Source organism: Alcanivorax borkumensis SK2 (assembly GCF_000009365.1).
Lineage (GTDB): Bacteria > Pseudomonadota > Gammaproteobacteria > Pseudomonadales > Alcanivoracaceae > Alcanivorax > Alcanivorax borkumensis.
This window is the reverse complement of record NC_008260.1, coordinates 2,934,153-2,956,931: the sequence shown is the minus strand read 5'-3', so window position 1 is coordinate 2,956,931 and position 22,779 is coordinate 2,934,153. Positions and strand designations below refer to the sequence as shown.

The following is a 22,779-nucleotide window of genomic DNA, read 5'->3' as shown; positions in this document are numbered from 1 at the left end:
CTTAAACGTTTGGCGTCAGCATGGCGTCTGGCAGAATTTAATGAGGTAGGAACGAAATGAACTTCAAACGCATGACCGACCTGGATCTGGCAGGCAAACGCGTTCTGATCCGTGAAGACCTGAACGTGCCGGTGAAGGATGGCAAGGTCACCAGTGATGCGCGCATCCGTGCCTCATTGCCGACCATTGAACATGCGCTCAAGGCCGGCGCCAAGGTGATGCTGATGTCTCATCTGGGGCGTCCAACCGAAGGTGAGTATGCGGAGGAATTTTCTCTGCAGCCGGTGGCCGATCATTTGGGAGGTCTGCTGGGCCGTGATGTACCGCTAGTGAAAGATTGGCTGGGCGGCGTCGAGGTGGCGGACGGTCAGGTGGTGTTGTGTGAGAACGTTCGCTTCAATCAAGGTGAAAAGAAAGACGACGAAGCACTGTCACAAAAAATGGCGGCACTGTGTGATATCTATGTAATGGATGCCTTTGGTACGGCACACCGTGCGCAGGCATCCACCCATGGGGTGGGCAAATTTGCGCCTGTGGCATGTGCCGGCCCGCTGCTGGCCAATGAGCTGGATGCCTTAGGTAAGGCGCTGGATGCACCCGCCAAACCCTTGGTGGCCATTGTGGGTGGCTCCAAGGTGTCCACCAAGCTGGAAGTGCTGGAATCGTTGTCGGATAAAGTGGATCAGTTGGTGGTTGGTGGCGGTATCGCCAACACCTTCCTGGCCGCTGCCGGGCACCCGGTGGGTAAGTCTTTGTATGAAAAGGACCTGATTCCTGCCGCACAGAAAATTGCCGAGAAGGTACACATCCCGATTCCGGTGGATGTGGTTACTGCCAAGGCCTTTTCTGAATCCGCCGAGGCGGCGACCAAGAAAGTGGAAGACGTGGCCGACGACGACATGATTTTGGATGTGGGCCCGCAAACAGCTCACATCGTGGCGGCACTAATGAAAGAAGCCAAAACCATTATTTGGAATGGTCCGGTGGGTGTTTTTGAATTTGATCAGTTTGGTGAAGGCACTCGTGAAATGGCCCTGGCCATCGCCGATTCTGATGCTTTCTCCATTGCTGGCGGTGGCGACACCCTGGCGGCGGTGGATAAATACGGCATTACCGATAAGGTTAGCTACATCTCTACCGGTGGTGGTGCCTTCCTGGAGTTTGTGGAAGGTAAGGTGCTGCCGGCAGTGGCTATGCTTGAGGCACGGGCGAAGGATTGATAAAACGCCGAATGCTCGACGCCGAAGGCCTGACGACAACTCGTACGTTAGGCGTTTGGTTTTTGACATCGGGTTGTAATGGACGAAGCATAGGCGGTGCGCGCGCATCGCAAACGGATAATGAAGGGGAAATACCATGGCACTAGTAAGCATGCGACAGCTGCTGGACCACGCTGCCGAGTTCGGCTACGGCGTACCGGCTTATAATGTGAACAATGTGGAACAAATGCGCGCCATTATGGAAGCCGCGGACAAAACCAACTCCCCGGTGATCGTGCAGGCGTCTGCTGGAGCCCGCAAATATGCAGGTGCGCCTTTCTTGCGTCATCTGATTCTGGCGGCCACCGAAGAGTTTCCACATATTCCTGTCGTTATGCATCAGGACCATGGCACCAGCCCGTCTGTTTGCCAGCGCTCTATTCAGCTGGGCTTCTCCTCGGTGATGATGGATGGGTCCTTGGGTGAAGATGGCAAAACCCCCACCGATTACGAGTACAACGTGGAGGTAACTCGCCGCACTGTGGACATGGCGCATGCTTGTGGTGTGTCTGTTGAGGGTGAGCTGGGTTGTCTGGGTTCTTTGGAAACCGGTGAAGCCGGTGAAGAAGACGGTATTGGTGCGGCCGGCAAGCTAACCCACGAGCAGATGCTGACCGACCCTGAAGAAGCGGCTGACTTTGTGCAGAAAACCAAAGTGGATGCCCTGGCGATTGCTATCGGTACCAGCCACGGGGCCTATAAATTCACTCGCCCACCCACCGGGGATATTCTGGCCATCGAGCAGATTAAAGCGATCCATAAACGCATTCCGGATACCCACTTGGTGATGCACGGCTCTTCTTCCGTGCCGCAGGACTGGTTGGCGATCATTAATGAATTTGGTGGTGAAATTCCGGAAACCTACGGTGTGCCGGTGGAAGAAATTCAGGAAGGCATCAAGCACGGTGTGCGTAAGGTCAACATCGATACCGACTTGCGGTTGGCGTCCACCGGGGCAATCCGTCGCTTCCTGGCCCAGAACCCAGCCGAGTTTGATCCACGTAAATACCTGAAAGAATCCATCACTGCCATGCGAGATATCTGTATGGCCCGTTATGAAGCTTTTGGTACGGCGGGTTATGCGGACAAGATCAAACCGATCAGCTTAGAAAAGATGTTCCAGCGTTATGAATCCGGTGATTTGGATCCACGGGTTAAATAAACGTCGCCGAACGCTTTCGGTTATAGGCCGCACGCGGATCGACAAAAAAACCGCGCCCAACCGGGCGCGGTTTTTTTGTGTATCGCTACATTAGCGAGTGGCCTTGATTTTCTCGCCGTCCTTACCGCTCAACACCAGTATGCCATCGGCATTGATGCGGGCCTGAGAGATATCGCCAAGCGTATTGAGAAATTTCTGTTCCAGTTCCATCAGCGGTTTGGGGCAAGCCATCATAGTGACGCCGCCAGTAGTAATGGTGAAGAGGCCCTCATTCTGCACATAGGTGGCCATGTAGTTGTTACAGCCGGCGTTGCCTGCTACTTGTCCAGGTTGATGGAAGTTCAGGGAGAGAGTGGCGTCAGTGATGTTTTCACCGTTGAGAGAAATTACTGACCAGGCTTCACCCCGCAACTGGCTTTCCTCGACCATGGTATGGACTCCGCTGCTCGGTTGTCCTGTGCACGCGGCCAGTAACAGGGCGCTGCTGCTCAAGAGCAGCGGAAGGCGAAATCGACTCATGGGGATTCCTTGATGCGTTGTTGGGTTAAGTCATTAGTCTGCGGCGGCTGGCATATGGTTCCCTGCGGTGGCCGAGCTTATTGATATGGCGCAAGGTGGAACCAGTCAACGGGTGACAAGCGTTGACTGGTTGCCCGTGAGGAGGACAATGCACTCAGGCCATTTCCGCTCTTAACAGACTAAGATGATCGACCATGCTCAATACCTTTCTGCAGTTTTACGTTGATCACCAGTGGCTAGCGTTACCGCTGGCGATGTTGTCGGCGGTGGGGGTAGGGATCCTTTGGATGGGCTGGCTCACCCTGATGCTGACCGCTTTTGGTCAGCGGCTGTGGTTATGGGGTTTTGCCATTCTTTTGCTGCCAGTGCCGGCCTCCCAATGTTTCGCACTGCGCCACCCAACGATGAACCCCTGGGCAAACCGCTTAGTAATGTGGGGGTTGTTGATATCGCTGCCCATGCTGGTGTTGACCGGCTGGTGGGCCTGGGTGGCACTGACGCAGCCCTCACCGGTTCCGTAATCATGTCGCGTTGTCGTGTAGCCAGTGCGTGGGTTTGTCTGGTTTGGCATAGCTGAGCCGCCCGATGGATTGGCTGCGGTGGTAGCTATCGAGCCCGGATAAAGCCACCGTGCCTGCCCGTTCAATATTTACAAAGCCATCGTTCTCTACGGCATTGTCTGGAAGTAAAATATGCTCAATGGCGCCGATCACCAAAACGGTATCGTTAACGGCTAACGTTTGAGTTTCGATCACCACCATTCCCAATTTAATCCGCGCCTCTTCCACGAAGGGTGCCTGGAAAGCTGGTAGGTAAGATGGCGTCAACCCGGTGGCAGTAAATTCGGAAATCTCACGGGGGTAGCGAGCAGAGGTCTGATGTGCCGCCTTTAGGATATCCTCATGCACTTGGTTCAGAGTATAAACTCCAGTCGCCGCTAGGTACTCGAGACTGTGTCTATCAACTGAATGAGGACGCATGATCATCCCCATCAGGGCAGGGTCGGCACCGAGGTGGAAACAAGAGCCGACCATGGCCAGGTTTTCCTCTCCACCGTCTGAGCAGGTGCCGACAAGATTGGCGCTTTTGAAGCCGGATAAGCTGTTAACAAGGTTGATTCGTTGACCGCGCGGTAGATCGTTGAGTGTATCTGCGGTTAGATGCATGGTGTGATTCCTCCTAGGCCCGTATTATCAGTGCCTGCCGTGAGCAAACCGTGGAGGCCCGTTACCGGTTATGGCTAATCCTTTCGATCGCGATCAGATTATTCAGCAATGGCAGCCCCTTAATTGGGAAGCCTTTGATCCTCTGAGTGAATCCAGCCAGCGTTATGTGGCGTACTACGGCCTTAATTTTGCCGAACAGCTGCCGGATCTGGAACACGGCTTCGGTTATTTCGAGGCGGCAGGGTACATGCTTTCTGTGCATGGTTGGCGGCCACGAGGGGCACAACCTCCCAAGGGCACGGTGTTGATTTGTCATGGATACTTCGACCATGTGGGGTTATATCGGCATGTGATTGGCCATGTGCTGGAGCTGGGTTACGCCGTGCTGGCCTATGACTTGCCTGGCCATGGTTTGAGTACAGGACCGCAGGCCGTGATTGCGGATTTTCGAACTTACCGTGATGTGCTTGAGCAGTGCTTGTCGTTGGCGGCGAACCACTTTCCCAAACCTTGGCATGTAATAGCTCAGAGTACTGGTGGCGCCATCGTGATGGATTATTTGCTGAGCCGAGGAGAGGGCGATGATAATCCTTTCGAGCAGGTTATCTTACTGGCGCCTTTGGTGCGCCCCTTTAAATGGGAGACCGCTCGCTGGCTGCATACGCTGATCAGCCCATTTACGAAAACATTGAAACGGGTTTTCACTATTAATTCCAATGATCCTGATTTCCTCGATTTCCTGGAAAATAAAGACCCACTTCAGGCGCGCAGAATTTCAGCTATTTGGGTGAGTGCTTTAAAGAAGTGGTTGCCGGGTTTTGAAAAAGCATCACGGATAAAGGTATCGCCGGTGGTGATTCAAGGCGATTTAGATGAAACCGTGGACTGGAAATATAACCTTAAGGTGATTAGAGCGAAGTTTGAAGATCCGGATATTCGGGTTTTGCCAGGGGCTCGGCATCAGCTTGCCAATGAGAATGAGACGTTCAGACGTAAAATATTTGCCATTATTGACGAGTACCTCGGTTAATAGTAATTTTTTACGCTTTGTTACTTGAGCTCGTAGCGGCTTTGTAAGAATGTGGTTGCACGGTTCCCGACTAGGGGGTTTTTAGTTTTTACAAGGAGTCTATGATGAACAGTAAATGGATGCTGGCCGCTGCGTCAGGTGCGGTTTTGTTGAGTCAAGCTGCGGTCGCAGACCTGAATGCCGGTGTTAATGCTGCTGTGAATGCTCAGGCAGACGCCAGTGCTGCTGAACAAGCTGTTCGTGATCAGCGTGATGCGGCCAAGGCAGACGCCAAGCAGATGGGCAAAGATGCAGGGGCGCAGCGTGATAAAGTGGAAGGCGATATCAAAGTTCGGCATGAAGACATGAAAGAAGACGCCAAGGCTAAGCGTGATGGCATGAAGAGTGACGCAAAAGCCATGGGCGATGATGCCCGTGCTAAGCACGAAGCTAACATGAAAAAAATGGAAGAAAATCGTGATGCTGCGCGCCAGCGTCAGGAAGATGCGCTGAATAACGCTCAGGGCGCAGGTGCCAATGCTAACGTCGAGATGAAAGCCGACGCGGCAGGTGTCAATGCTGAAGCGAAAGTCGATGCAAAAGTAGACGCTGAAAAAGAAGAAAAAGCGTGGTTTAATTTCTGGGATTAATATTTACAGCGCCAGACAAAAAAAGCCGCTATTTGCGGCTTTTTTTAGTCTCGCGCACTGAGTGTGCGGGGGCTGGCAGGAACGGAGTAGCGTTCTCTCGTCATTCCGCGCGCCCCTCGTTTAGTGCCGCAATGGCGCCTTCGGGCAGCGATATCAACTTCTCTCAGTGATGATGCGATTCCTCAGGCACAATAGAGGTTTTTAGCCAAATTTTCGATGAATCTGTTATCGCTTCAGTATTGGTTTACGGCACCACTTTTTTCGCCGACCAGAACAATATCTGCAGGGCGTTTGGCAAATAGCCCATTGGTGACAACGCCGACAATATTATTGAGCGTGGTTTCTAGTTCAATGGGATTGCTGATGTCCAAATTATGTACATCTAGGATGATGTTGCCGTTATCGGTCAAAAAACCTTCCCGATATTGCGGCTGCCCGCCTAGTGCGACTAGTTTACGTGCCACGTAAGAGCGCGCCATCGGGATGACTTCTATAGGAAGAGGAAAGGCACCTAGACGGTTTACCTGTTTGGAACCATCAACGATGCAGATGAACTCTTTGGCCATGGCCGCGACAATTTTTTCGCGGGTAAGCGCGCCGCCCCCGCCCTTGATCATTTCCCGGTGCTGGTTCACCTCATCGGCGCCGTCGACGTAAACCGATAGGCTGCCCACATCATTCAGTGAGAATACTTCGATGCCGTGTTGCTTGAGCCGCTCGGCGGTGGCCTCCGAGCTGGCGACGGTACCCTTGATTCGGTCTTTCAGGGTAGCTAGTGCGTCGATAAAAAAGTTGGCGGTGGAGCCGGTGCCCACGCCGATGATGTCCCCTTCTGGGACGAAACGCAGCGCGGCTTCTGCTACCTGCTTTTTCAGCACATCCTGATCCATGTGGGTATCCTGTCGTCTTGTCGGTATGTGTCGCCGGTGAAGTGTGCGCCAATTATAGGTCAGCCGTGGCTGTGGCTCGACCCTAGCCTATCGCATTTGTGTCGGTCAGACCCTAGACTATTCCTTTCCCCCCAACAGAATGAGCCCGGACCCCCATGCTGGACAAATACGTTAAACGGATACTGCAATCCCGCGTCTATGACGTGGCGGTGGAAACTCCTATTCATGCAGCGCCGTTAATTTCCAAACGTATTGGCAACCGGGTGCTTCTCAAGCGTGAAGACCTGCAGCCGGTGTTCTCTTTCAAACTGCGCGGAGCCTACAACAAGCTGTGTCAGTTGAATCAAGAGCAGCTGGCCCGTGGGGTAATCTGTGCCTCAGCGGGTAACCATGCGCAGGGATTGGCCTTGGCCGCTTCGTCTATGGGTGTGAAGGCGGCGATTGTGATGCCGCGCACCACGCCGGATATCAAGGTGAGCTCCGTGCGGCGTCATGGCGGTAAGGTTGTGTTGCATGGTGACAGCTTTGATGAGGCCCTGGCTCACGCATTGAAACTTCAGGAGCGAGATAACCTGACCTTTGTCCACCCCTACGATGATCCGGATGTGATTGCCGGACAGGGCACTGTGGGCATGGAAATTCTGCGTCAGCAAAGCCGTGATCTGGATGCTATTTTTATCCCAGTGGGTGGCGGTGGTTTAGCGGCCGGTGTGGCCGCCTATGTGAAATATGTGCGCCCGGAGGTGAAAGTGATCGCCGTGGAGCCGGAAGATGCAGCTTGCCTGAAAGCGGCCTTGGAGAAAAAGCGCCGGGTCACGCTGTCGGAAGTGGGGTTGTTTGCCGATGGTGTTGCGGTGAAGCAGATCGGCAAAGAAACCTACAAGGTACTGCGCGATCATGTGGATGAGGTGATCACTGCCACCACCGATGAAATTTGTGCTGCGATTAAGGATTCCTTCGAAGATACCCGCGCCATCTGTGAGCCGGCGGGGGCATTGGCGTTGGCGGGTCTAAAGAACTGGGTGGCCAAGCATAATGTACGAGATCAGACCCTGGTCGCTATTCAGAGTGGCGCCAATGTGAACTTTGATCGTCTGCGCCATGTGTCTGAGCGGGCTGAGCTGGGTGAGCAACGCGAAGCCATTTTGGCGGTCACCATTCCTGAGTCTCCGGGTGCGTTTCGGGCGTTTTGCCAGGCCCTGGGTCGGCGCGGCATCACCGAATTCAATTACCGTTACAGTGATGATCGCGACGCAAATATCTTTGTGGGTATCCAGCTGCGCCCTGATGGTGAAGCCTTGCAGGCGTTAATGAACGAGCTGCAGGAACGCGGTTATCCAGTGGTGGATATGAGCGGCAACGAGATGGCCAAGCTACATATTCGTCATCTTGTGGGGGGGCACACTTCCCGGCAGGACCTTCAGGAGCGCTTATTTCGAGTGGAATTTCCAGAGCGCCCCGGTGCGCTGATGAAGTTTCTCCAGTCTTTGGGTGAGAAATGGAATATCAGCCTGTTCCACTATCGTAATCACGGAGCAGCTTACGGTCGCGTATTGGTGGGCTTCCAGGTAGAGGAAGGCAGGCAGTCTAAGCTGCTAGCCGACCTTAAGAAGGTGCCTTACCCTATGGTGGAGGAAAGTGAAAATCCCGCCTACCGATTATTTTTGAACTAAACGTTTTTTAGTTGGTCGATTATTCGGCGTAGCCGATTTTACTTCTGTTTAGTTTGCAATCGGCCCTGCTCTCTCTAACGTGCTGATTTTACAATCATCTCTGCTGAGAGAGAGCGGAATTTGAGGTAGGAAGTGATCTTTCTAGATAGAGGGTTACTGTGTTTTTCTGTTAAGAAGTGTCAGCAATCACCGCTAACTGCTTGACTTTACATTTGCTAACGATCAAATTTTGATCCAGTTGGCATTCAGTGCTGTTGGATCAGACTAAAGTGTTAGCTTTGTTAAAGCCTTTTGATTATTTTTTTCATATTGCTGTACCGTTTGGGGAATAACACAATGAAGAAAAAGCCGGACGCCTTAGTGCTACTGGCCGTGGTTTTTGGGTTGGGAGTGCTTGTTAGCAGCCTGACCCATGGCGGGAATGAACCGGATTACCGACGTTACGCTGACAGTGCAGGTATTACCGTCACTCAGACGGCGCAGTAACAATACAATCTACTGGCTGGTCCCACGGGGCCACTGGTAGTTCGCCCTGCTCCATTTTCTGAAAATCATACCCTGCAGCTATTAGCCGTGGCCTGCGGGGGTATCTTGTCAGTTGCTCCAAGGTACGATCATAGTAGCCGCCCCCCATTCCCAGCCGGTATCCCGCCTCATCAAACGCCACTGCCGGCAAGATAATGACATCAAGCGCCCATAAGGCTCGGCCGCGATAACGCACGGCCGGCTCCTGTATGCCATAGGCGTTGGGGCGCATGGGGTGGTGGTGGTGCCAGAGCCGAAACTGCAGATAACCAAGCCGTAGCGGGTCCACAAAGGGCAAGTAGGTGGTTGCCTGTTGGAAGCGGGGATGGTGCAGTGCGGGTTGCAGGTCCAGTTCGCCATCGTTGGGCAGGTAGATGGCCACGTGGCGGGCCGGGCGATGCTGAATGGCTCGGGCCAGTGCTGGGCCGAAACGGATACTGGCTCGGCGGCGCTGGCCTTTGCTAAGGGTGCGGCGGCGCTGCCGGAGCTGGCGGCGCAATTGCCGTCGCAGGGCTGCAGTCATAAGAAGGCATGAGTAATTATAAGGGTGCTTCCCGGTCTGCCGCTGTGGGTTTGACCCTTGAACCGAAGGTTCAAGGTGGAGGCAGCAGCATTGCCCTCAGGCTTTCCGCTCAATAGGCGGACATGCACATGGGCAAGGCAATATATGCCCCCGGGTAGTACATTATCGGCTCAGGGACCTGACCCTCTGGCGCACAGGCCAGGAAGCACTTGGGGGTATTATAACAGTGCGGTGGGGGCGGGGTCAGTCTTGACAGAGAAGAGAGTTGCGAGTTGAAACGCGAAAGGTGATTCGTATGGCGACGAGAAGTGGCGCGTTTCAACGTTGAACTTTTAACCCGCCGCTCAGAGCCTGCGGCGGGCGTCTTCGAAGGCTTGAATTTCTTCTTCCAGCCGGCCGAGCAGGGCTTGAACCCGGGCTTCGCCTTCGGAATCTTGGGAGACGCTCTGGCGAGCACGGAGTAATTCGTGGCTCATGTTCAGGGCGGTCATGATGGCGATGCGTTCCAGGCCGATCACGTTGGCATCGCGCACTTTGCGCATCTGATCGTCCAGGTGGCGAGCGGCCGCCAGCAGGTTGTCCTGTTCCCCGGCGGGGCAGGCGACGCGATACTCCTTGTCCAGTAGATGAATTACTAGGGAGTTTTCGTTAGACATTCCGGATTACACCGCATTGGCTGTGGGTCAGGCAGGAGGCCATGCTCAGGACTCCTGCTCGAGAGATTTCAAACGCGAAATGATGGCCTCGACTTTATTGCGGGCGGCATCATTCTTTTTCAGTAACTGGGCCCGTTCTTCAACCAGTTTTCCCTCGCGATCTTGCAGGGCCTGGTTCTCCTGACGCAGCTTTGCGCTAATGCGTAGCAGGTCATCAACTCGGGCTTCCAGTTGCCTTAGCTGTTGTTCCATCGTCATGGCAAAATGGTCGCTGTTCGCCTAAGGTAGCACCCCTGCACCTTACCGGTATTGTCCGGCAATGATGCCCCAACCCGGATTGCAGGCTTTTTGTACTATAGGTGTGGGGTCTGAAAGGGTCAATGAAATTCAAGTATGGTAGCCACTTAGGCTACACTTCTCCGGTAATCTCCAACTCTGCTTCCGGGGCCGCTGTGCCACCGAAGAGCGGCTGCTGAAAACGGAAAGACGCATGTCCAACGATATTGATTTTGAGGTTCTCGTCCAAGGGCTGGCTGCGGCCGGTGTGAAACATTCTCCCAGTGAGCTGCAGGGCGTAATCGCGGGTCTGCTAGCGACTGGGCACGGTAGCCATAATGAAGAGTTGCTCGGTGTGCTGGCTGCCCATGTGGATATGCCCGAGGGTTTTGGCGCCGAAATGAACGGCGCTTTGTTGGCGGTGCGAGACCAGTTGCATGCAGGCTATCAGGGTACCGGCCTGGAGCTGACGCTCCTATTGCCGGCGGATGAAGATGACTTGGGCTTGCGAGTGGCTGCGCTTGCCCAGTGGAGCGAGGGGTTTTTAGTGGGTTTTGGCACCGGTTCAGCCAATACCCACGACAAGGACCTGCTGCCGGGCGTTCAGGAAGCGCTATCGGATCTGGCCGCCATCAGCCAGGTGGCTACGCCGGATGATAACGGCGACGCGGAAGAAGATATGTATGAGCAGGTGGCCGAACACTGCCGAATGTCGGCCCTGATGATTTACACTGAATTGGTCATGCGCCATCAGGGCAAGCCGGACTCCGCGCCAGCGGACAAGGCACCGCCAACCCGTCACTAAAGACGCGCCAGCGGACAAGGCACCGCCAACCCGTCACTAAAGAAATATAGGGTGCAGCATGCCTGACGCTACACGTGAAAATCGATAAGCGACTCGTGCCCGCTAAGGAGTAGTTTTGAGTATCAGCCGTGAGGAATTCGCCAGTCGTCGTCAGGAATTGATGTCGATCATGGGGCCTAACAGCATCGCCATTCTGCCCGCCGCCCCGGAACGCACCCGCAACCGGGATGTGGAGTATCCCTACCGGCAGGACAGTGATTTCTGGTACCTCACCGGCTTTGCGGAACCCGAGGCGGTGATGGTGTTGCTGCCGGGGCGCGAGCACGGTGAGTATGTGCTGTTCTGTCGCGATCGCGACCGCACCATGGAAATTTGGAACGGTTACCGTGCCGGGCCGGAAGGGGCGGTGTCTGAATACGATGCGGACGATGCGTTTCCGATCAGCGATATTGATGAAATTCTGCCGGGCCTGATCGAAGGCAGCGAGCGGGTCTATTACGACCTTGGCCACGATAGTGAATTCGACCGCCGCCTGATGGGCTGGGTGAACAGCATCCGCGAGCGGGTGCGTAGCGGGGCGCATCCGCCCGGTGAATTTGTGGCCTTGGCGCATCATCTGCACGACCAGCGACTGTTCAAATCTGCGGCGGAAGGCAAAATCATGCGTAAGGCGGCCAGCATTTCCGCTGGCGCCCATGTGCGGGCCATGCAGGCGGTGAAGCCAGGCATGATGGAATATCAGCTGGAAGCGGAATACATCCACGAGTTCATGCGCCATGGGGCGCGCAGCCCAGCCTACCCGAGTATTGTCGGCGGTGGCCCGAATAGCTGCATTCTTCACTACATTGAAAATACCGGGAAACTGAAGGACGGTGACCTGGTGTTAGTGGATGCGGGTTGCGAGCTGGACTACTACGCCTCGGATATCACCCGGACTTTTCCGGTGAATGGTACATTCAGCAAGCCACAGCAAGCCTTGTATGAGCTGGTGTTAGCCAGTCAGTACGCAGCCATCGAAGCCACACATCCGGACAATCACTGGAACGTGCCCCACGAACAGGTGGTGAACATTCTTACCCAGGGTTTGATGGACCTGGGCCTGCTAAAAGGCGAGTTTAACGAGCTGGTGGAAACTGAAGGTTATCGATCCTTTTTCATGCATCGCACCGGCCATTGGTTGGGGCTTGATGTGCATGATGTCGGTGACTACCGCATTCAGGAGCAATGGCGTCAGCTTGAGCCGGGTATGGTTCTGACTGTGGAGCCGGGGTTGTATGTGGCGCCGGATGATACTTCCGTGGATGAGCAATGGCGTGGTATTGGCATTCGTATTGAAGATGATGTGCTGGTAACTAAAGCCGGGTGCGAAGTCCTTAGCCACGAGGTGCCCAAGGACGTGGCGGATATCGAAAAGATAATGAAAGGCAATTGAACGCTTAACCTTGACGCGTCAAGAGTGCGTTGTGCCGAGCAGGGAAGTAAGTTGTCGCGGGTACGGCTTTGAAGAGCCTGTAGCCCCTGGTTTTTACTTTTCAATGTTGAGCTCGCCCTGCATTTTTGCGCCTCAAACGGTGCCCCTATAGCGACAGCGAAAATGGACGTTGGAATGACGCAGCAACCTCTGGTGATCGTGGGTGGTGGTATGGCCGGTGCTTTGCTGGCGCTATTGTTGCGCCATCATGGGGCGGGCAGAGTGGTGTTAGTCGAAAACCACCCGTTGTCGTTGCCAGAGTCCCCGCCGTTCACTCCTAGTTTTGATGCCCGTAGTACGGCCTTGTCCGCAGGCACTTTGTCGGTGTTGGGTGATCTTGGGCTGGCGGACGCCATTCGCGAGCACGCCGCTGCCATTGATACGGTACATGTGTCACGACAATCCCGGCTTGGCATTACCCGCATATCCGCCCATGAAGAGGGCGTGGATCAGTTGGGCGCAGTAGTCGAAAACCGCTGGCTGGGGTTTGTGCTGCTCGGCGCCTTGTTTGCGGATAAGAGCATTCAAGTGCGGGCACCGGAAACACTGTCTAGTATTTGTCGTGTTGAAGGTGGCTATCAGGTGAGCCTGGCCGGTGGTGAGGTGCTCGAAACGCCGCTATTGGTCGCCGCCGACGGCGCTCGGTCGAAGACCCGGGAGTGGCTGGGGATCAGCGCGCGGGAGCATGACACCGGGCACGATGCGTTGATTGCCAATGTCTCTTTGGCGGCTGGCCATGAAGGGATCGCTTACGAGCGCTTTTTGAATGATGGCCCCATGGCCTTATTGCCGTTGCCGGATCAGCGTATGGCGTTGGTGTGGACGGGGCCGCGCGAGCAGGTGGACCGTTGGGTGGCGTTGGAGAATAGCGAAGTGCTGGCACAATTGCAGGCCCGTTGCCCGGCAGGCGCGCCACGCCTTTCCAGCATCGGCGAGCGCCAGCGTTATCCGCTGGTACTCACCGAGGCCTGTGCACAGGTGGTGCCTTATGGCGTGGTGGTCGGTAACGCCGCCCATACCTTGCATCCGGTGGCGGGGCAGGGCTTTAACTTGGCGGTGCGGGATTTGTTGGCACTGGCGCAAACCGTGGGCGGCAATTCAGATCCCGGTAGCTTGGTGACCTTGCAAGCCTACGCGCAAAAACGGGAAAAGGATCAGGCCATGATCAGCCAGGCGTCTCGTTGGGTGCCAGAACTGTTCCGGCTGCAGCACCCGCTTTTTGCACACAGCCGCCAGCTGGGGCTAGTGGCCATGGATATTTTACCCGGGCTGCGCAGCGGTTTTGCGAAACGGGCCATGGGATTGTGAAAGCACTTAAAAACGTGAGGACAAAGCGTGCATCCCAATAGCGTGTCGTCTGCAAGCGAAAAACAACACATCGTCATCGTCGGCGGTGGCATGACTGGCGGGCTGCTGGCGGTGCTGCTGGCGGAGCAGGGGCTTAATGTCACCGTGCTGGACGGTGCACCTGCTCCGGCCATGCCTGAGGGCGCAGCACAATTACGGGTATCTACGCTTACCGAGGCCAGCCATTGGCTGTTGCGTAATACCGGGGTGTGGGATTGTCTAGATCTGTCGCGGGTGCAGCCTTATCACGCCATGCAAGTGTGGGATCAGGATGGCACCGGTGAAGTGTTATTCCGGGCGGAAGAGATCGGGGCAAAGAGCCTGGGCTGGTTATTGGAAAACGGGCATTTGGCTGCTGCTCTGTATCGTAAAGCCGCAACCTTGCCGACGCTGGATTGGCAATGCGGTGTGCAGGTCGATGCCTTGCGGCGTGATGCCAAGACGGGGCAATGGGCCGTGCGCAGTGGCGATTCGTTCTGGCAGGCTGACTTGCTAGTGGGCGCCGATGGCGCCCGTTCGCAAGTGCGAGAGCAGGCCGGCATCAGCGGTGGGCCCCGCGATAGCGGGCACCATGCACTGGTGGCCACCATTGCCACGCAACGGCCCCATGACGGTTGTGCCAGGCAAGTGTTTATGGAAACCGGGCCGTTGGCGTTGCTGCCGTTATTTACTGGCGAGGGTCAGGATGATCAAAGGCAGTGTTCTATTGTTTGGTCCGGTTGGCCGCAGCGGATTGCGGCACTGCGAGACAAGGACGCAGCGGCGTTTGCGGCGGAATTGCAGGCTGCTGTGGGCGGCGCTCTGGGGCCTGTGACCCTGCTTAGCGAACGAGCGGTGTTTCCCATTCAGGAGCGCCACGCTAGCCAGTATATATCTGCAGGGCTGGCGCTAGTGGGAGACGCAGCCCATGTGATCCATCCATTGGCTGGGCAGGGGGTGAACCTGGGATTGTTGGATGCGGCGGTACTGGCGGAAGAGGTGAAAAGGGCCTGTGAACAGGGATCCGGCTGTGCTGACCCTAGTGCGTTGGCCCGTTATCAGCGCCGCCGTCGCGGAGAAAATTTGCTGATGCAAAATGCCATGCGTGGGTTCCAGTCCCTGTTTGAACAGCGCGCCCTGCCGGTGCGCTGGTTGCGTAACACGGGCATGCGCTGGGTAAATCAGGCGGGCCCAGTGAAAGGATTCTTTGCTCGTCAGGCCATGGGGCGAAGCGCAGACCTTCCTGCTAAAGCGAGACCCCCCGTTTGGGACGCTAGAGCTAATCGACATTAGCTGGCATACTGTCATTAATTAATAATCATTCCTGTTTGAGAATAGTTGGAGCGAATGGATATGCGCGTGTTTGGCATCATAGTTGGCGCCGTGATTATGGCGTCTGGTCTGTGGGGGTGTTCTGAGCCTGCCGCTGATGAAGAGTTAGTGGTTTATACCTCTCGCAATGATCATCTTATTAAACCGGTGTTCGATGCCTACACCGAGGCAACCGGGGTGCGAATCCGTTATATCACCGATAACGCTGCGGCCCTTACCGCCCGCTTACAGGCTGAGGGTGAGCGCTCCCCTGCGGACATGCTGATTACTGTGGATGCGGGTAACCTCTGGAACGCCGCTGAAAAAGGGCTGCTTAGCCCGGTGGAGTCGGAGGTGCTGAGCAACAATGTCCCCGCGGCACTCACTGACCCGAAAAAGCAATGGTATGGCCTCACCGTGCGTGCGCGTACTCTGGTTTACTCACGCGACCGGATACAGCCCAGCGAGTTGTCCACCTATGAAAACCTGGCGGACCCTCAATGGAAGGGGCGCCTGTGTCTGCGCACGTCTAAGAAGGTTTACAACCAGTCATTGGTGGCGACCATGATTGAGCGCCAAGGCAAAGAGAAAACCGAGGAAATTGTACGTGGTTGGGTGGCTAATTTGGCCACGGATGTGTTTTCCAATGACACCGCGTTGATGGAAGCGATCGTTGCAGGGCAATGCGATGTGGGCATTGTTAATACGTACTACTACGGTCGCATGAAGCGGGATAATCCACAGCTACCGTTGGAGCTATTCTGGGCCAATCAAGACACCAGTGGCGTGCATGTGAATATCTCTGGAGCGGGCGTTACTGTGAATGCGCCGCACCCGGAAAAAGCCAAGGACCTGCTGGAGTGGTTGACTCAACCTGCGGCTCAGGAACTGTTGGCCGACCGCAACCTGGAATACCCGGTGAATGCGTCGGTGAAGCCGCCAGAAGAAGTGCGCTCATGGGGTGAGTTCAAGGCCGATGATCTCAACGTCAGTGTCGCCGGTGCCCTACAGGTCGAGGCGGTGAAACTGATGGACCGCGCAGGGTATCGCTAAGCGGTGATGCGGCGCGGCGGGGTTTCGTGCAGTGGGGCCAGCGTGATTGCGCTGGCCCTGTTGGTTGTGGTGCCTATTCTGGTGTTGCTCGCTGCCTGGCGACAACAAGAGTGGGCTACCTGGCAGCACCTGATGGATACGGTGCTGCTACGCCTGATTGGGAATACCTTGTTCCTGATGGTGGGTGTGGCTATTGGCGTTTCGCTGCTGGGCATTACTCTGGCTTGGTGTATGGCGACCTTGGAGTTTCCAGGTCGTCGCTGGCTGCAATGGGCCGTGTTGCTGCCCATGGCCATGCCGGCGTATGTGCTGGCATTCGTGTTGGTGGATCTGCTCGATTACGCCGGGCCGATACAAACCCAGGTGCGCGCCTGGTGGCCGGCCTTTCCCGGGTTCAGTGCCCGCCACCCCCTGTGGGTCGTGGTCACTCTTTCTCTGGTGCTTTACCCCTACGTGTACATGCTGGCGCGGTTGGCTTTTCAGGCTCAGGGGCGTGCTGTGCTGGAACAGGCGCGCATTCTTGGTGATGGCCCGCTACGGGCGTTTTTCAAGGTGGCGCTGCCCATGGCCCGGCCGGGCATTGCTGCAGGGTTGGCGCTGGCCTTGATGGAAACCCTGGCCGATTTCGGCGCGGTGTCGGTGTTTAATTTCGATACCTTTACCACCGCCATCTATAAGAGCTGGTACGGCTTGTTTAATTTGCAGGCGGCGGCGCAGCTGGCCTCCTTGCTACTGCTGTTTGTGCTGGTGTCATTGTGGCTGGAGCGCCGTGGCCGGCGCCGGGCCCGGTTTAGTGAGCTGGGTGGCCGGCAAATAATGCGGGTGCGGCCGCGTTTTGCCTGGGGCATTTCGGTGTTCGCCTTTGCTGTGTTGTTCATGGCATTCCTGCTGCCGGTGAGCCGGCTGTTGTATTGGGTGGTGGGCACCGGTATCGAAGGCTTGGATAGCCGCTTTGTCAGCCTCATCTGGCGTACTTTTTTGCTGGGTGCTATGGCGGCTTCATTGATTTTGGTGTTGGCCGGCTGGCTGGCTTGGGTGAAGCGTCACCAGCCCTCTCGGGTGGTCTCGGGCTCGGTGCAGTTGGCGACGTTGGGCTATGCCTTGCCTGGGTCAGTGCTGGCGGTCGGCATCATGGTCAGCTTCAGTGCCGTGGAGGCTTGGCTGGATCAATGGGGTGTATCGATTCCGCTGGCGGGCGGGCTGGCGGCGTTGGTGCTTGCCTATGTGGTGCGTTTCCTGGCAGTGGCCTTTGGTCCAGTGGAAAATGCCCTGCAACAGGTGCGGCCCAGTTTGGTGGAAGCTGCCCGTACCCTCGGTGCTAGCGCATCAGAGGTGGGTCGCCGGGTCTATCTGCCGATGATGTTGCCGGGGTTGTTTACCGCTTTGCTGCTAGTGGGCATTGATGTGATGAAGGAAATGCCTGCTACCCTTCTATTGCGGCCCTTTGGCTGGGATACCTTAGCGGTGCGCATTTACGAACTGACGGCAGAAGGTGAGTGGCAGCGAGCCGCAGCGCCGTCGTTAACCTTGGTGTTGTTGGGGTTAGTGCCCGTCATTGTGCTGAGTCGGCGCCGTTGAATGTTGCTTCTCCTAGCAGAAGTATTCTCTTCAGGGCGGGGTTATTTGCTCGCTATTTTAAAGAATTTTACGTTTCCTCGCCGTTATTAACGATAAATGACGCTTTCTACCGATGTGGGCAGATGTGCACTTTTGCATAATGTAAGGCATTATCCGTCGCTGTCTCAGCAGCAGGTAACGTGAACGCGCTGAATAGACAGTGTAAGGGCAGCAACAAATGAGGGTTTTCTTTCGAGGAACCTCGCCGCCGTAGACGGTAGCGTACGGGTGTTACCCTAAAATGCAGGAAGGGTGTGCTTTGGAAGGCGAGTTGAGCAAGGACATCATCACCGATGGTATACTGAGCGGCCAGCCCGCGCATCGGCACCCAGTTCCGCGCCAATGAAATTCCTCGTTTAGTGGTGGAGTAACCTATAGCGAATCCCCGTTGGGGACTAATGCCTCGGTGAATGTGAGCGGCCAGCATCAGATTTCTCGAAGCCCGTACCTTCGACATTTACGACACTCCGCCCGCCGTTTACCCGCAGCCCAGCACGCAGGTTGACGCTAGTGGCGAAGTGAATGTGATCAGCGGTTTGATCGCGCTTAAATTTTAAACTTGGGAGAAAAACACAAAAATGATGCGAATAAGCATACTTTTTGCGGCCGCACTGGTGCTGATTGCCTGTGGTGATAGTGGCAGCAAACGGACGGTGGATTACAGTGGCAACACCAGCGGCCAGGTATTCTATAGCTACCCGGCGGATGGCCAGACTCAGGTCTCGGTGCACGCTCCGGTGGTGGTGCAGTTCTCCGAAGCACGGAATATAGCGCCGGCGAATATTACCCTTGCGGGCCCAGACGGTCCTGTCGAGGTGGACGTCACCGAGGCCGATGAGTGGCGCTCAGTGATTGTCACGCCACGCGAGGCGCTGGCGTTCAACAGTGAGTACACCCTGAGCGTGAACGGTGTCAGCCTAACCGGGTTAGAGGATGGCACACTGAGCTTTACTACCGCTTCGGCGCAGGAAGGCCCGCACGTCGAGCAGGTGTTAAGTGATGAACTGGTGATCAGTCGGCGTATGCCGTTTGGGGATGACCAGCCGTTCATGGATTTCTCCACCATCCACCTGCAATTCTCGCAGCCGCTGGATCGCACTACCGTGGATAACACCACAGTAAGCTTGAAAGATGCTCGCGGAAACCGGGTTGCGGCCACCTTGCTGGTAGACGGCACACGGGTAACCCTTGATCCAAAGAATGACCTGACTCCGGGTAGCGAGTACACCCTGCAGCTGGATGGGGCCCTGACCAGTGAAACCGGCGTGGCTTACAGCGGGGAAAATAGCATCACGCTAATCCCGCAAGATTCCGCCCCTCGGGAAACTCTAGTGCTGGAGGTCATGGCTGCAGACCCTACCAAAGAGTGTAACGCGAGTGGCGTTATGCTGTCGCCGCTGAGCGGGGATCCGATCAATTGCGTGCCATTAATCAGTAAATTGTTGGGCGATGACACCTCCGCCAAGCTGTCTGGTGATGTGTTTGCAGAGTTAGGATTTATACCCAATTATCCGGACGCCGCCCCATTGCGAATCCGCAAAGGTTCGGTCCTCAAGGGTGAGTCGCTGGATGTGCTGATCGTCGGCGAGTTGCCCGCGAGTTTCGATTCTGGAGAGGTGACCGTGAGCTTCCTGTCCGATGCCTCTGGGTATCTTTCAGTGGCCCCGTATAGCACGGCTCACGAAGCACCACGACGGGTGCAGTTGACCCTAGACCTTGCGTTCTCTACAGCAGATTCCCGCGCCAACGGCGCCTTCACCCAGACCTTACTGCAGGTCGAGTTGGTGGGTCGCGCTATTGTTGTAGATGGCCGCATGGTCATCGATGCCCTAGGCGTGGTAGAACCAGATGTGCTGGGCTTGGAAACCGCCTTCGGCGTGCTCAGCTTCCATATGGAATCTTACCAGGATCAGGTAAATGCGCCCGAGCCCGAAGTTGATATTACCGGCCCGGGGCTGCAAAGCTGGCAGCCTGGCGACTACGTCGATCGTTTCCGCCCCGGCGACCCGGTGGTGCTGAACTTTGATGAGATTCCAAACCAGGACACCATTATTCCGGGCACCACAGTGAGGCTGACCCAGCAGGGAGCCCAGGTGCCCTTCCAGTGGCGACTTGACGGTGCTTCCCTGGTGCTTACCCCGGATGCCCCGCTGGAATTTGGCGCTGATTACCAAGTGGTATTCACCGATGGCATACAGGACCTGAGTGGCAACCCGGCCAACCCGCGAACCCTCGACTTCACCATGGTCGATGCCACCACTACCAGTGGCGCACGCACGCCCTATACCACCACAGTGTATCCCGGCTTCCCCTGCGCCATTAACCCAGGTAGCGAAAACTTGGCCAATGGCATTCAGGGTCAGTGTGTCAGTGCTTATCAAGATGATGTCGGTGATTTTTTGCCGGTGCCGCCCTTGCCTGCTAACCGTTCCATTGAGGTGCAGTTCTCGCGCAACATAGACCCCGATAGCATGAAGCTGGGCTCTGCGTGCGGGCAAGGCAGTGTTCGGGTGGAAAAAATAGACACAGCGGGGAACTGCCTGGATGTGGTGCCCGCCCACCTGACCCTAGAAACGCGCAAGCTGACCATTACCCCGCAACAGCCCTGGGAAGACGGCACCCTGTATCGTTATGTGCTGGCGTCCCATGAGCGGGCAGGTTGTGCCGGTGATGTGATTTGTTCGCAAGACAATATGCCCCTGCAAACCGCCCAGCTATTAGGGCCGGATGCGGATGAGGGTGGCCCGAACATGGCTATTGCCTTCACCGGTGCGCCGCCCAGCGACAATGTGCTGCTGCCATTGCGTAATCTGCCCAAGTCAGACGTGAATGCCAACTTTGAGCTGGAAGATACTGAACTCAAAGCGACGGAAGAGCCGCCGGGCAGCGGCTTGTACCCATCACCGACCAATGCCGCCAAGCTGGCTGTCACTGATGTTGGCGGGCTGGTTACGGCGGCAAACATCGGCTGCAATATTAACGATACTTGCCCGGCGGATAAGTTTACTTATCTCAATGGCGGGATCATTGCCGATATCGCTGGCTGGGATGAAGCGGAGCAAGCGCTCAAAGTCATCCTCTATCCGCCCGTGTTGATGACAACCAACACCAGTGTTTACGCACAGATCGCCGGTTTGGTCAGCCCTAACGTGCCCACCGAGCCCTTGGTGATGCGTGGCCGTTATGAGGAGGATGAAAGCGGCAATCGGACGCAGCCGTTAATCGGGTGGATTCGCTATGATGAGGAGGAAGATCAGTTAATGTTTGAGCTCACTCTTGATCTGCTGCTGGATGCCCCGGAAATGGAGGCCCCACTAGGGTTGCCCTTTAACCTGCACGGTTATCCTATGGATGATTTGCAATTGTTGGGCCCTGTGGACTTTTTGGCAGATGGCAGATTGGTTATCAGCTTGTTGAGCATGGCGGATCAGAACATTGATGTGCGCATTGGCGGGCCGGTGGCCACCATTGATCTGCAGCTTCCTACTGGAGGAGTGAACCTCACCTTCCAGAGCGGCTCCATTAAGAAACCGCAGTAACCTCACTGTTTCTAACAGTGGCACTCAAGCCGGCCTGCGGGCCGGCTTTTTTGTGCCTGGGGGCCGGGTCGCGTGTTTGAACGCAGTGTTCCCGCATTGGGCAGATTACTGGCTCAGCCTATGCCGTTTGGCCCCGTGTCGATATAATTCTCTACTCACTCGTTCCATGGTGTTTTTTTATGGCTCATCGCACAGCTTTATACGACGCTCATCTCGCCGCCGGTGGCAAGATGGTGGATTTCGGCGGCTGGGATATGCCGATTAACTATGGGTCGCAGATCGAAGAACATCACGCCGTGCGCCAAAATGCCGGTGTGTTCGACGTTTCTCATATGACCGTAGTGGATATCGCCGGCGCCGGCGCCCGTGACTACTTACGCCAGCTGCTGGCAAACGATGTGGACCGCATTGATCCGGGCCGCGCCCTGTATACCGGGATGCTTAACGATAATGGCGGCGTGATCGATGACCTTATCGTCTACAAACGGGACAATGACTACCGTCTGGTGGTAAATTGCGCGACCCGTGAAACCGATCTGGGCTGGATGGAAAAACACGCGGGCGGTTTTGCCGTGGATATCCATGAGCGTCCGGAACTGGCCATGTTGGCGATTCAGGGGCCCAAGGCCCGTGACATTCTCGCTGGCCTTTTGAATGGCAGCCGCGCCGACGCGGTGAAAAGCCTGAAAGTGTTTGCCTTCGCGGAAGACGGTGATTGGATGATTGCCCGCACCGGCTACACCGGTGAAGACGGCGTGGAAATCATGCTGCCTAACGCGGATGCGCTGACCCTGTGGGAGCAACTGCTTGAAGCGGGTGTATCGCCTATTGGCCTGGGGGCACGCGATACGCTGCGCCTGGAAGCGGGCTTGAATCTCTACGGCAACGATATGGATGAGAGCATTACGCCATGGGAAGCCAACATGGGTTGGACCGTAATGCTCAATGACCGCGAGTTCATCGGTCGCCAGCCCCTGCTAAACCAGAAAGAAAATGGCCACAGCGAACAGGTGGGTCTGATTTTGGAAGGCAAGGGTGTATTGCGCGCCCATCAGAAAGTTTTAATGCCGAATGGGGAAGAAGGGGAAATTACCAGCGGTACTTTCTCGCCCACGTTAGGTAAATCCATCGCCCTGGCTCGTTTGCCTGCCGGCGCCACCGGTAAGGTGGATGTGGAAATTCGCAATAAACGGCAGGTGGCTCAGGTGGTTAAGCCGCCGTTCGTGCGTAATGGTAACGCGGTGTACAAGGAACAGTAGCAGCATGCTTTGCGCCGCACGCAACACGCGCGGGGCCTGTTTATTAGGCCGGAAATGCCGATAGCATCTCCGGCAAAACATACATTCTGT

At 55.9% G+C, this 22,779-nt stretch carries 21 protein-coding genes and 1 other RNA gene; 15 read left to right on the top strand and 7 right to left on the bottom strand.

Annotated elements, in window-relative coordinates:
* Positions 1-56: 56 nt before the first annotated feature.
* Together ABO_RS13350 and fba are read left to right on the top strand one after the other, a co-directional pair.
* Positions 57-1,220, top strand: a complete 1,164-nt coding sequence (locus ABO_RS13350; protein WP_011589884.1) for a phosphoglycerate kinase — start codon at positions 57-59, stop codon at positions 1,218-1,220.
* Between the two features lie 136 nt (positions 1,221-1,356).
* Entirely contained in the window at positions 1,357-2,421 is a 1,065-nt protein-coding gene (gene fba / locus ABO_RS13345) for a class II fructose-bisphosphate aldolase (RefSeq protein WP_011589883.1), read from the top strand.
* Between the two features lie 90 nt (positions 2,422-2,511).
* On the opposite strand, the gene ABO_RS13340 is transcribed toward fba, so the two are convergent.
* Positions 2,512-2,940 (bottom strand): META domain-containing protein, encoded by a 429-nt coding sequence (locus ABO_RS13340; RefSeq protein WP_011589882.1) that lies wholly within the window; start codon positions 2,938-2,940, stop codon positions 2,512-2,514.
* Between the two features lie 194 nt (positions 2,941-3,134).
* Here ABO_RS13340 and ABO_RS13335 point away from each other — a divergent pair, with 194 nt between their 5' ends.
* On the top strand, positions 3,135-3,461 hold the full coding sequence (locus tag ABO_RS13335; protein ID WP_011589881.1) for a hypothetical protein: 327 nt from the start codon (positions 3,135-3,137) through the stop codon (positions 3,459-3,461).
* Here the strand turns inward: ABO_RS13335 and ABO_RS13330 are convergent, their stop codons facing one another.
* Positions 3,462-4,106: a flavin reductase family protein gene (locus ABO_RS13330; RefSeq protein ID WP_011589880.1), complete on the bottom strand. Its 645-nt coding sequence runs from the start codon at positions 4,104-4,106 to the stop codon at positions 3,462-3,464.
* A gap of 70 nt (positions 4,107-4,176) precedes the next feature.
* Between ABO_RS13330 and ABO_RS13325 the strand changes: the two genes are divergently transcribed.
* Together ABO_RS13325 and ABO_RS13320 are read left to right on the top strand one after the other, a co-directional pair.
* Positions 4,177-5,136 carry an alpha/beta hydrolase gene (locus ABO_RS13325; RefSeq protein WP_011589879.1) on the top strand — a complete coding sequence of 320 codons (960 nt, stop codon included), beginning with the start codon at positions 4,177-4,179 and terminating at the stop codon, positions 5,134-5,136.
* 104 nt (positions 5,137-5,240) lie between these two features.
* On the top strand, positions 5,241-5,765 hold the full coding sequence (locus tag ABO_RS13320) for a hypothetical protein (RefSeq protein ID WP_148201536.1): 525 nt from the start codon (positions 5,241-5,243) through the stop codon (positions 5,763-5,765).
* Between the two features lie 233 nt (positions 5,766-5,998).
* Here ABO_RS13320 and rpiA read toward each other — a convergent pair whose 3' ends face one another.
* The gene (rpiA, locus tag ABO_RS13315) at positions 5,999-6,655 is read right to left on the bottom strand and encodes a ribose-5-phosphate isomerase RpiA (protein WP_011589877.1); all 657 of its coding nucleotides are present in this window, start codon (positions 6,653-6,655) and stop codon (positions 5,999-6,001) included.
* Positions 6,656-6,810: 155 nt separating this feature from the next.
* On the opposite strand from rpiA, the gene ilvA reads away from it, so the two are divergent.
* Positions 6,811-8,328, top strand: coding sequence for a threonine ammonia-lyase, biosynthetic (gene ilvA, locus ABO_RS13310; RefSeq protein ID WP_011589876.1), 1,518 nt, complete (start codon positions 6,811-6,813; stop codon positions 8,326-8,328).
* Positions 8,329-8,664: 336 nt separating this feature from the next.
* The gene (locus ABO_RS14480) at positions 8,665-8,814 is read left to right on the top strand and encodes a hypothetical protein (protein ID WP_155849247.1); all 150 of its coding nucleotides are present in this window, start codon (positions 8,665-8,667) and stop codon (positions 8,812-8,814) included.
* Here ABO_RS14480 and ABO_RS13305 read toward each other — a convergent pair.
* From ABO_RS13305 to ABO_RS13295, 4 genes are all read right to left on the bottom strand, one after another.
* A complete protein-coding gene (locus tag ABO_RS13305; RefSeq protein ID WP_011589875.1) occupies positions 8,795-9,376 on the bottom strand; it encodes a 5-formyltetrahydrofolate cyclo-ligase in 582 nt (193 codons plus the stop codon). The genes ABO_RS14480 and ABO_RS13305 overlap by 20 nt on opposite strands.
* Before the next feature lie 24 nt (positions 9,377-9,400).
* Positions 9,401-9,584: non-coding RNA, 6S RNA (ssrS, locus tag ABO_RS14330), on the bottom strand.
* A gap of 136 nt (positions 9,585-9,720) precedes the next feature.
* The gene (locus tag ABO_RS13300; RefSeq protein ID WP_011589874.1) at positions 9,721-10,032 is read right to left on the bottom strand and encodes a cell division protein ZapA; all 312 of its coding nucleotides are present in this window, start codon (positions 10,030-10,032) and stop codon (positions 9,721-9,723) included.
* Between the two features lie 45 nt (positions 10,033-10,077).
* Positions 10,078-10,290, bottom strand: a complete 213-nt coding sequence (locus tag ABO_RS13295) for a TIGR02449 family protein (RefSeq protein WP_011589873.1) — start codon at positions 10,288-10,290, stop codon at positions 10,078-10,080.
* 232 nt (positions 10,291-10,522) lie between these two features.
* Here ABO_RS13295 and ABO_RS13290 point away from each other — a divergent pair, with 232 nt between their 5' ends.
* The 8 genes from ABO_RS13290 (at position 10,523) to gcvT (ending at position 22,689) form a co-directional block, all read left to right on the top strand.
* Positions 10,523-11,113, top strand: a complete 591-nt coding sequence (locus ABO_RS13290) for a UPF0149 family protein (protein WP_011589872.1) — start codon at positions 10,523-10,525, stop codon at positions 11,111-11,113.
* 115 nt (positions 11,114-11,228) lie between these two features.
* Positions 11,229-12,545 (top strand): Xaa-Pro aminopeptidase, encoded by a 1,317-nt coding sequence (gene pepP / locus ABO_RS13285; protein ID WP_035459940.1) that lies wholly within the window; start codon positions 11,229-11,231, stop codon positions 12,543-12,545.
* Between the two features lie 174 nt (positions 12,546-12,719).
* On the top strand, positions 12,720-13,892 hold the full coding sequence (locus ABO_RS13280; RefSeq protein WP_041705144.1) for an FAD-dependent monooxygenase: 1,173 nt from the start codon (positions 12,720-12,722) through the stop codon (positions 13,890-13,892).
* 27 nt (positions 13,893-13,919) lie between these two features.
* The gene (locus ABO_RS13275; protein ID WP_011589869.1) at positions 13,920-15,203 is read left to right on the top strand and encodes an FAD-dependent monooxygenase; all 1,284 of its coding nucleotides are present in this window, start codon (positions 13,920-13,922) and stop codon (positions 15,201-15,203) included.
* A 60-nt stretch (positions 15,204-15,263) separates the two neighbouring features.
* On the top strand, positions 15,264-16,274 hold the full coding sequence (locus tag ABO_RS13270; protein WP_035460144.1) for an extracellular solute-binding protein: 1,011 nt from the start codon (positions 15,264-15,266) through the stop codon (positions 16,272-16,274).
* A 42-nt stretch (positions 16,275-16,316) separates the two neighbouring features.
* The gene (locus ABO_RS13265; RefSeq protein ID WP_231483433.1) at positions 16,317-17,852 is read left to right on the top strand and encodes an ABC transporter permease; all 1,536 of its coding nucleotides are present in this window, start codon (positions 16,317-16,319) and stop codon (positions 17,850-17,852) included.
* Between the two features lie 617 nt (positions 17,853-18,469).
* Positions 18,470-21,430 (top strand): Ig-like domain-containing protein, encoded by a 2,961-nt coding sequence (locus tag ABO_RS13260; RefSeq protein WP_011589866.1) that lies wholly within the window; start codon positions 18,470-18,472, stop codon positions 21,428-21,430.
* A 179-nt stretch (positions 21,431-21,609) separates the two neighbouring features.
* Entirely contained in the window at positions 21,610-22,689 is a 1,080-nt protein-coding gene (gene gcvT / locus ABO_RS13255; RefSeq protein ID WP_011589865.1) for a glycine cleavage system aminomethyltransferase GcvT, read from the top strand.
* Positions 22,690-22,779: the final 90 nt, after the last annotated feature.

Coding starts and splice junctions, on each gene's coding strand:
- ABO_RS13350 (WP_011589884.1), top strand. CDS start 57: ATGAACTTCAAACGCATGACCGACCTGGATCTGGCAGGCAAACGCGTT.
- fba (WP_011589883.1), top strand. CDS start 1,357: ATGGCACTAGTAAGCATGCGACAGCTGCTGGACCACGCTGCCGAGTTC.
- ABO_RS13340 (WP_011589882.1), bottom strand. CDS start 2,940: ATGAGTCGATTTCGCCTTCCGCTGCTCTTGAGCAGCAGCGCCCTGTTA.
- ABO_RS13335 (WP_011589881.1), top strand. CDS start 3,135: ATGCTCAATACCTTTCTGCAGTTTTACGTTGATCACCAGTGGCTAGCG.
- ABO_RS13330 (WP_011589880.1), bottom strand. CDS start 4,106: ATGCATCTAACCGCAGATACACTCAACGATCTACCGCGCGGTCAACGA.
- ABO_RS13325 (WP_011589879.1), top strand. CDS start 4,177: ATGGCTAATCCTTTCGATCGCGATCAGATTATTCAGCAATGGCAGCCC.
- ABO_RS13320 (WP_148201536.1), top strand. CDS start 5,241: ATGAACAGTAAATGGATGCTGGCCGCTGCGTCAGGTGCGGTTTTGTTG.
- rpiA (WP_011589877.1), bottom strand. CDS start 6,655: ATGGATCAGGATGTGCTGAAAAAGCAGGTAGCAGAAGCCGCGCTGCGT.
- ilvA (WP_011589876.1), top strand. CDS start 6,811: ATGCTGGACAAATACGTTAAACGGATACTGCAATCCCGCGTCTATGAC.
- ABO_RS14480 (WP_155849247.1), top strand. CDS start 8,665: ATGAAGAAAAAGCCGGACGCCTTAGTGCTACTGGCCGTGGTTTTTGGG.
- ABO_RS13305 (WP_011589875.1), bottom strand. CDS start 9,376: ATGACTGCAGCCCTGCGACGGCAATTGCGCCGCCAGCTCCGGCAGCGC.
- ABO_RS13300 (WP_011589874.1), bottom strand. CDS start 10,032: ATGTCTAACGAAAACTCCCTAGTAATTCATCTACTGGACAAGGAGTAT.
- ABO_RS13295 (WP_011589873.1), bottom strand. CDS start 10,290: ATGACGATGGAACAACAGCTAAGGCAACTGGAAGCCCGAGTTGATGAC.
- ABO_RS13290 (WP_011589872.1), top strand. CDS start 10,523: ATGTCCAACGATATTGATTTTGAGGTTCTCGTCCAAGGGCTGGCTGCG.
- ABO_RS13280 (WP_041705144.1), top strand. CDS start 12,720: ATGACGCAGCAACCTCTGGTGATCGTGGGTGGTGGTATGGCCGGTGCT.
- ABO_RS13270 (WP_035460144.1), top strand. CDS start 15,264: ATGCGCGTGTTTGGCATCATAGTTGGCGCCGTGATTATGGCGTCTGGT.
- ABO_RS13260 (WP_011589866.1), top strand. CDS start 18,470: ATGATGCGAATAAGCATACTTTTTGCGGCCGCACTGGTGCTGATTGCC.
- gcvT (WP_011589865.1), top strand. CDS start 21,610: ATGGCTCATCGCACAGCTTTATACGACGCTCATCTCGCCGCCGGTGGC.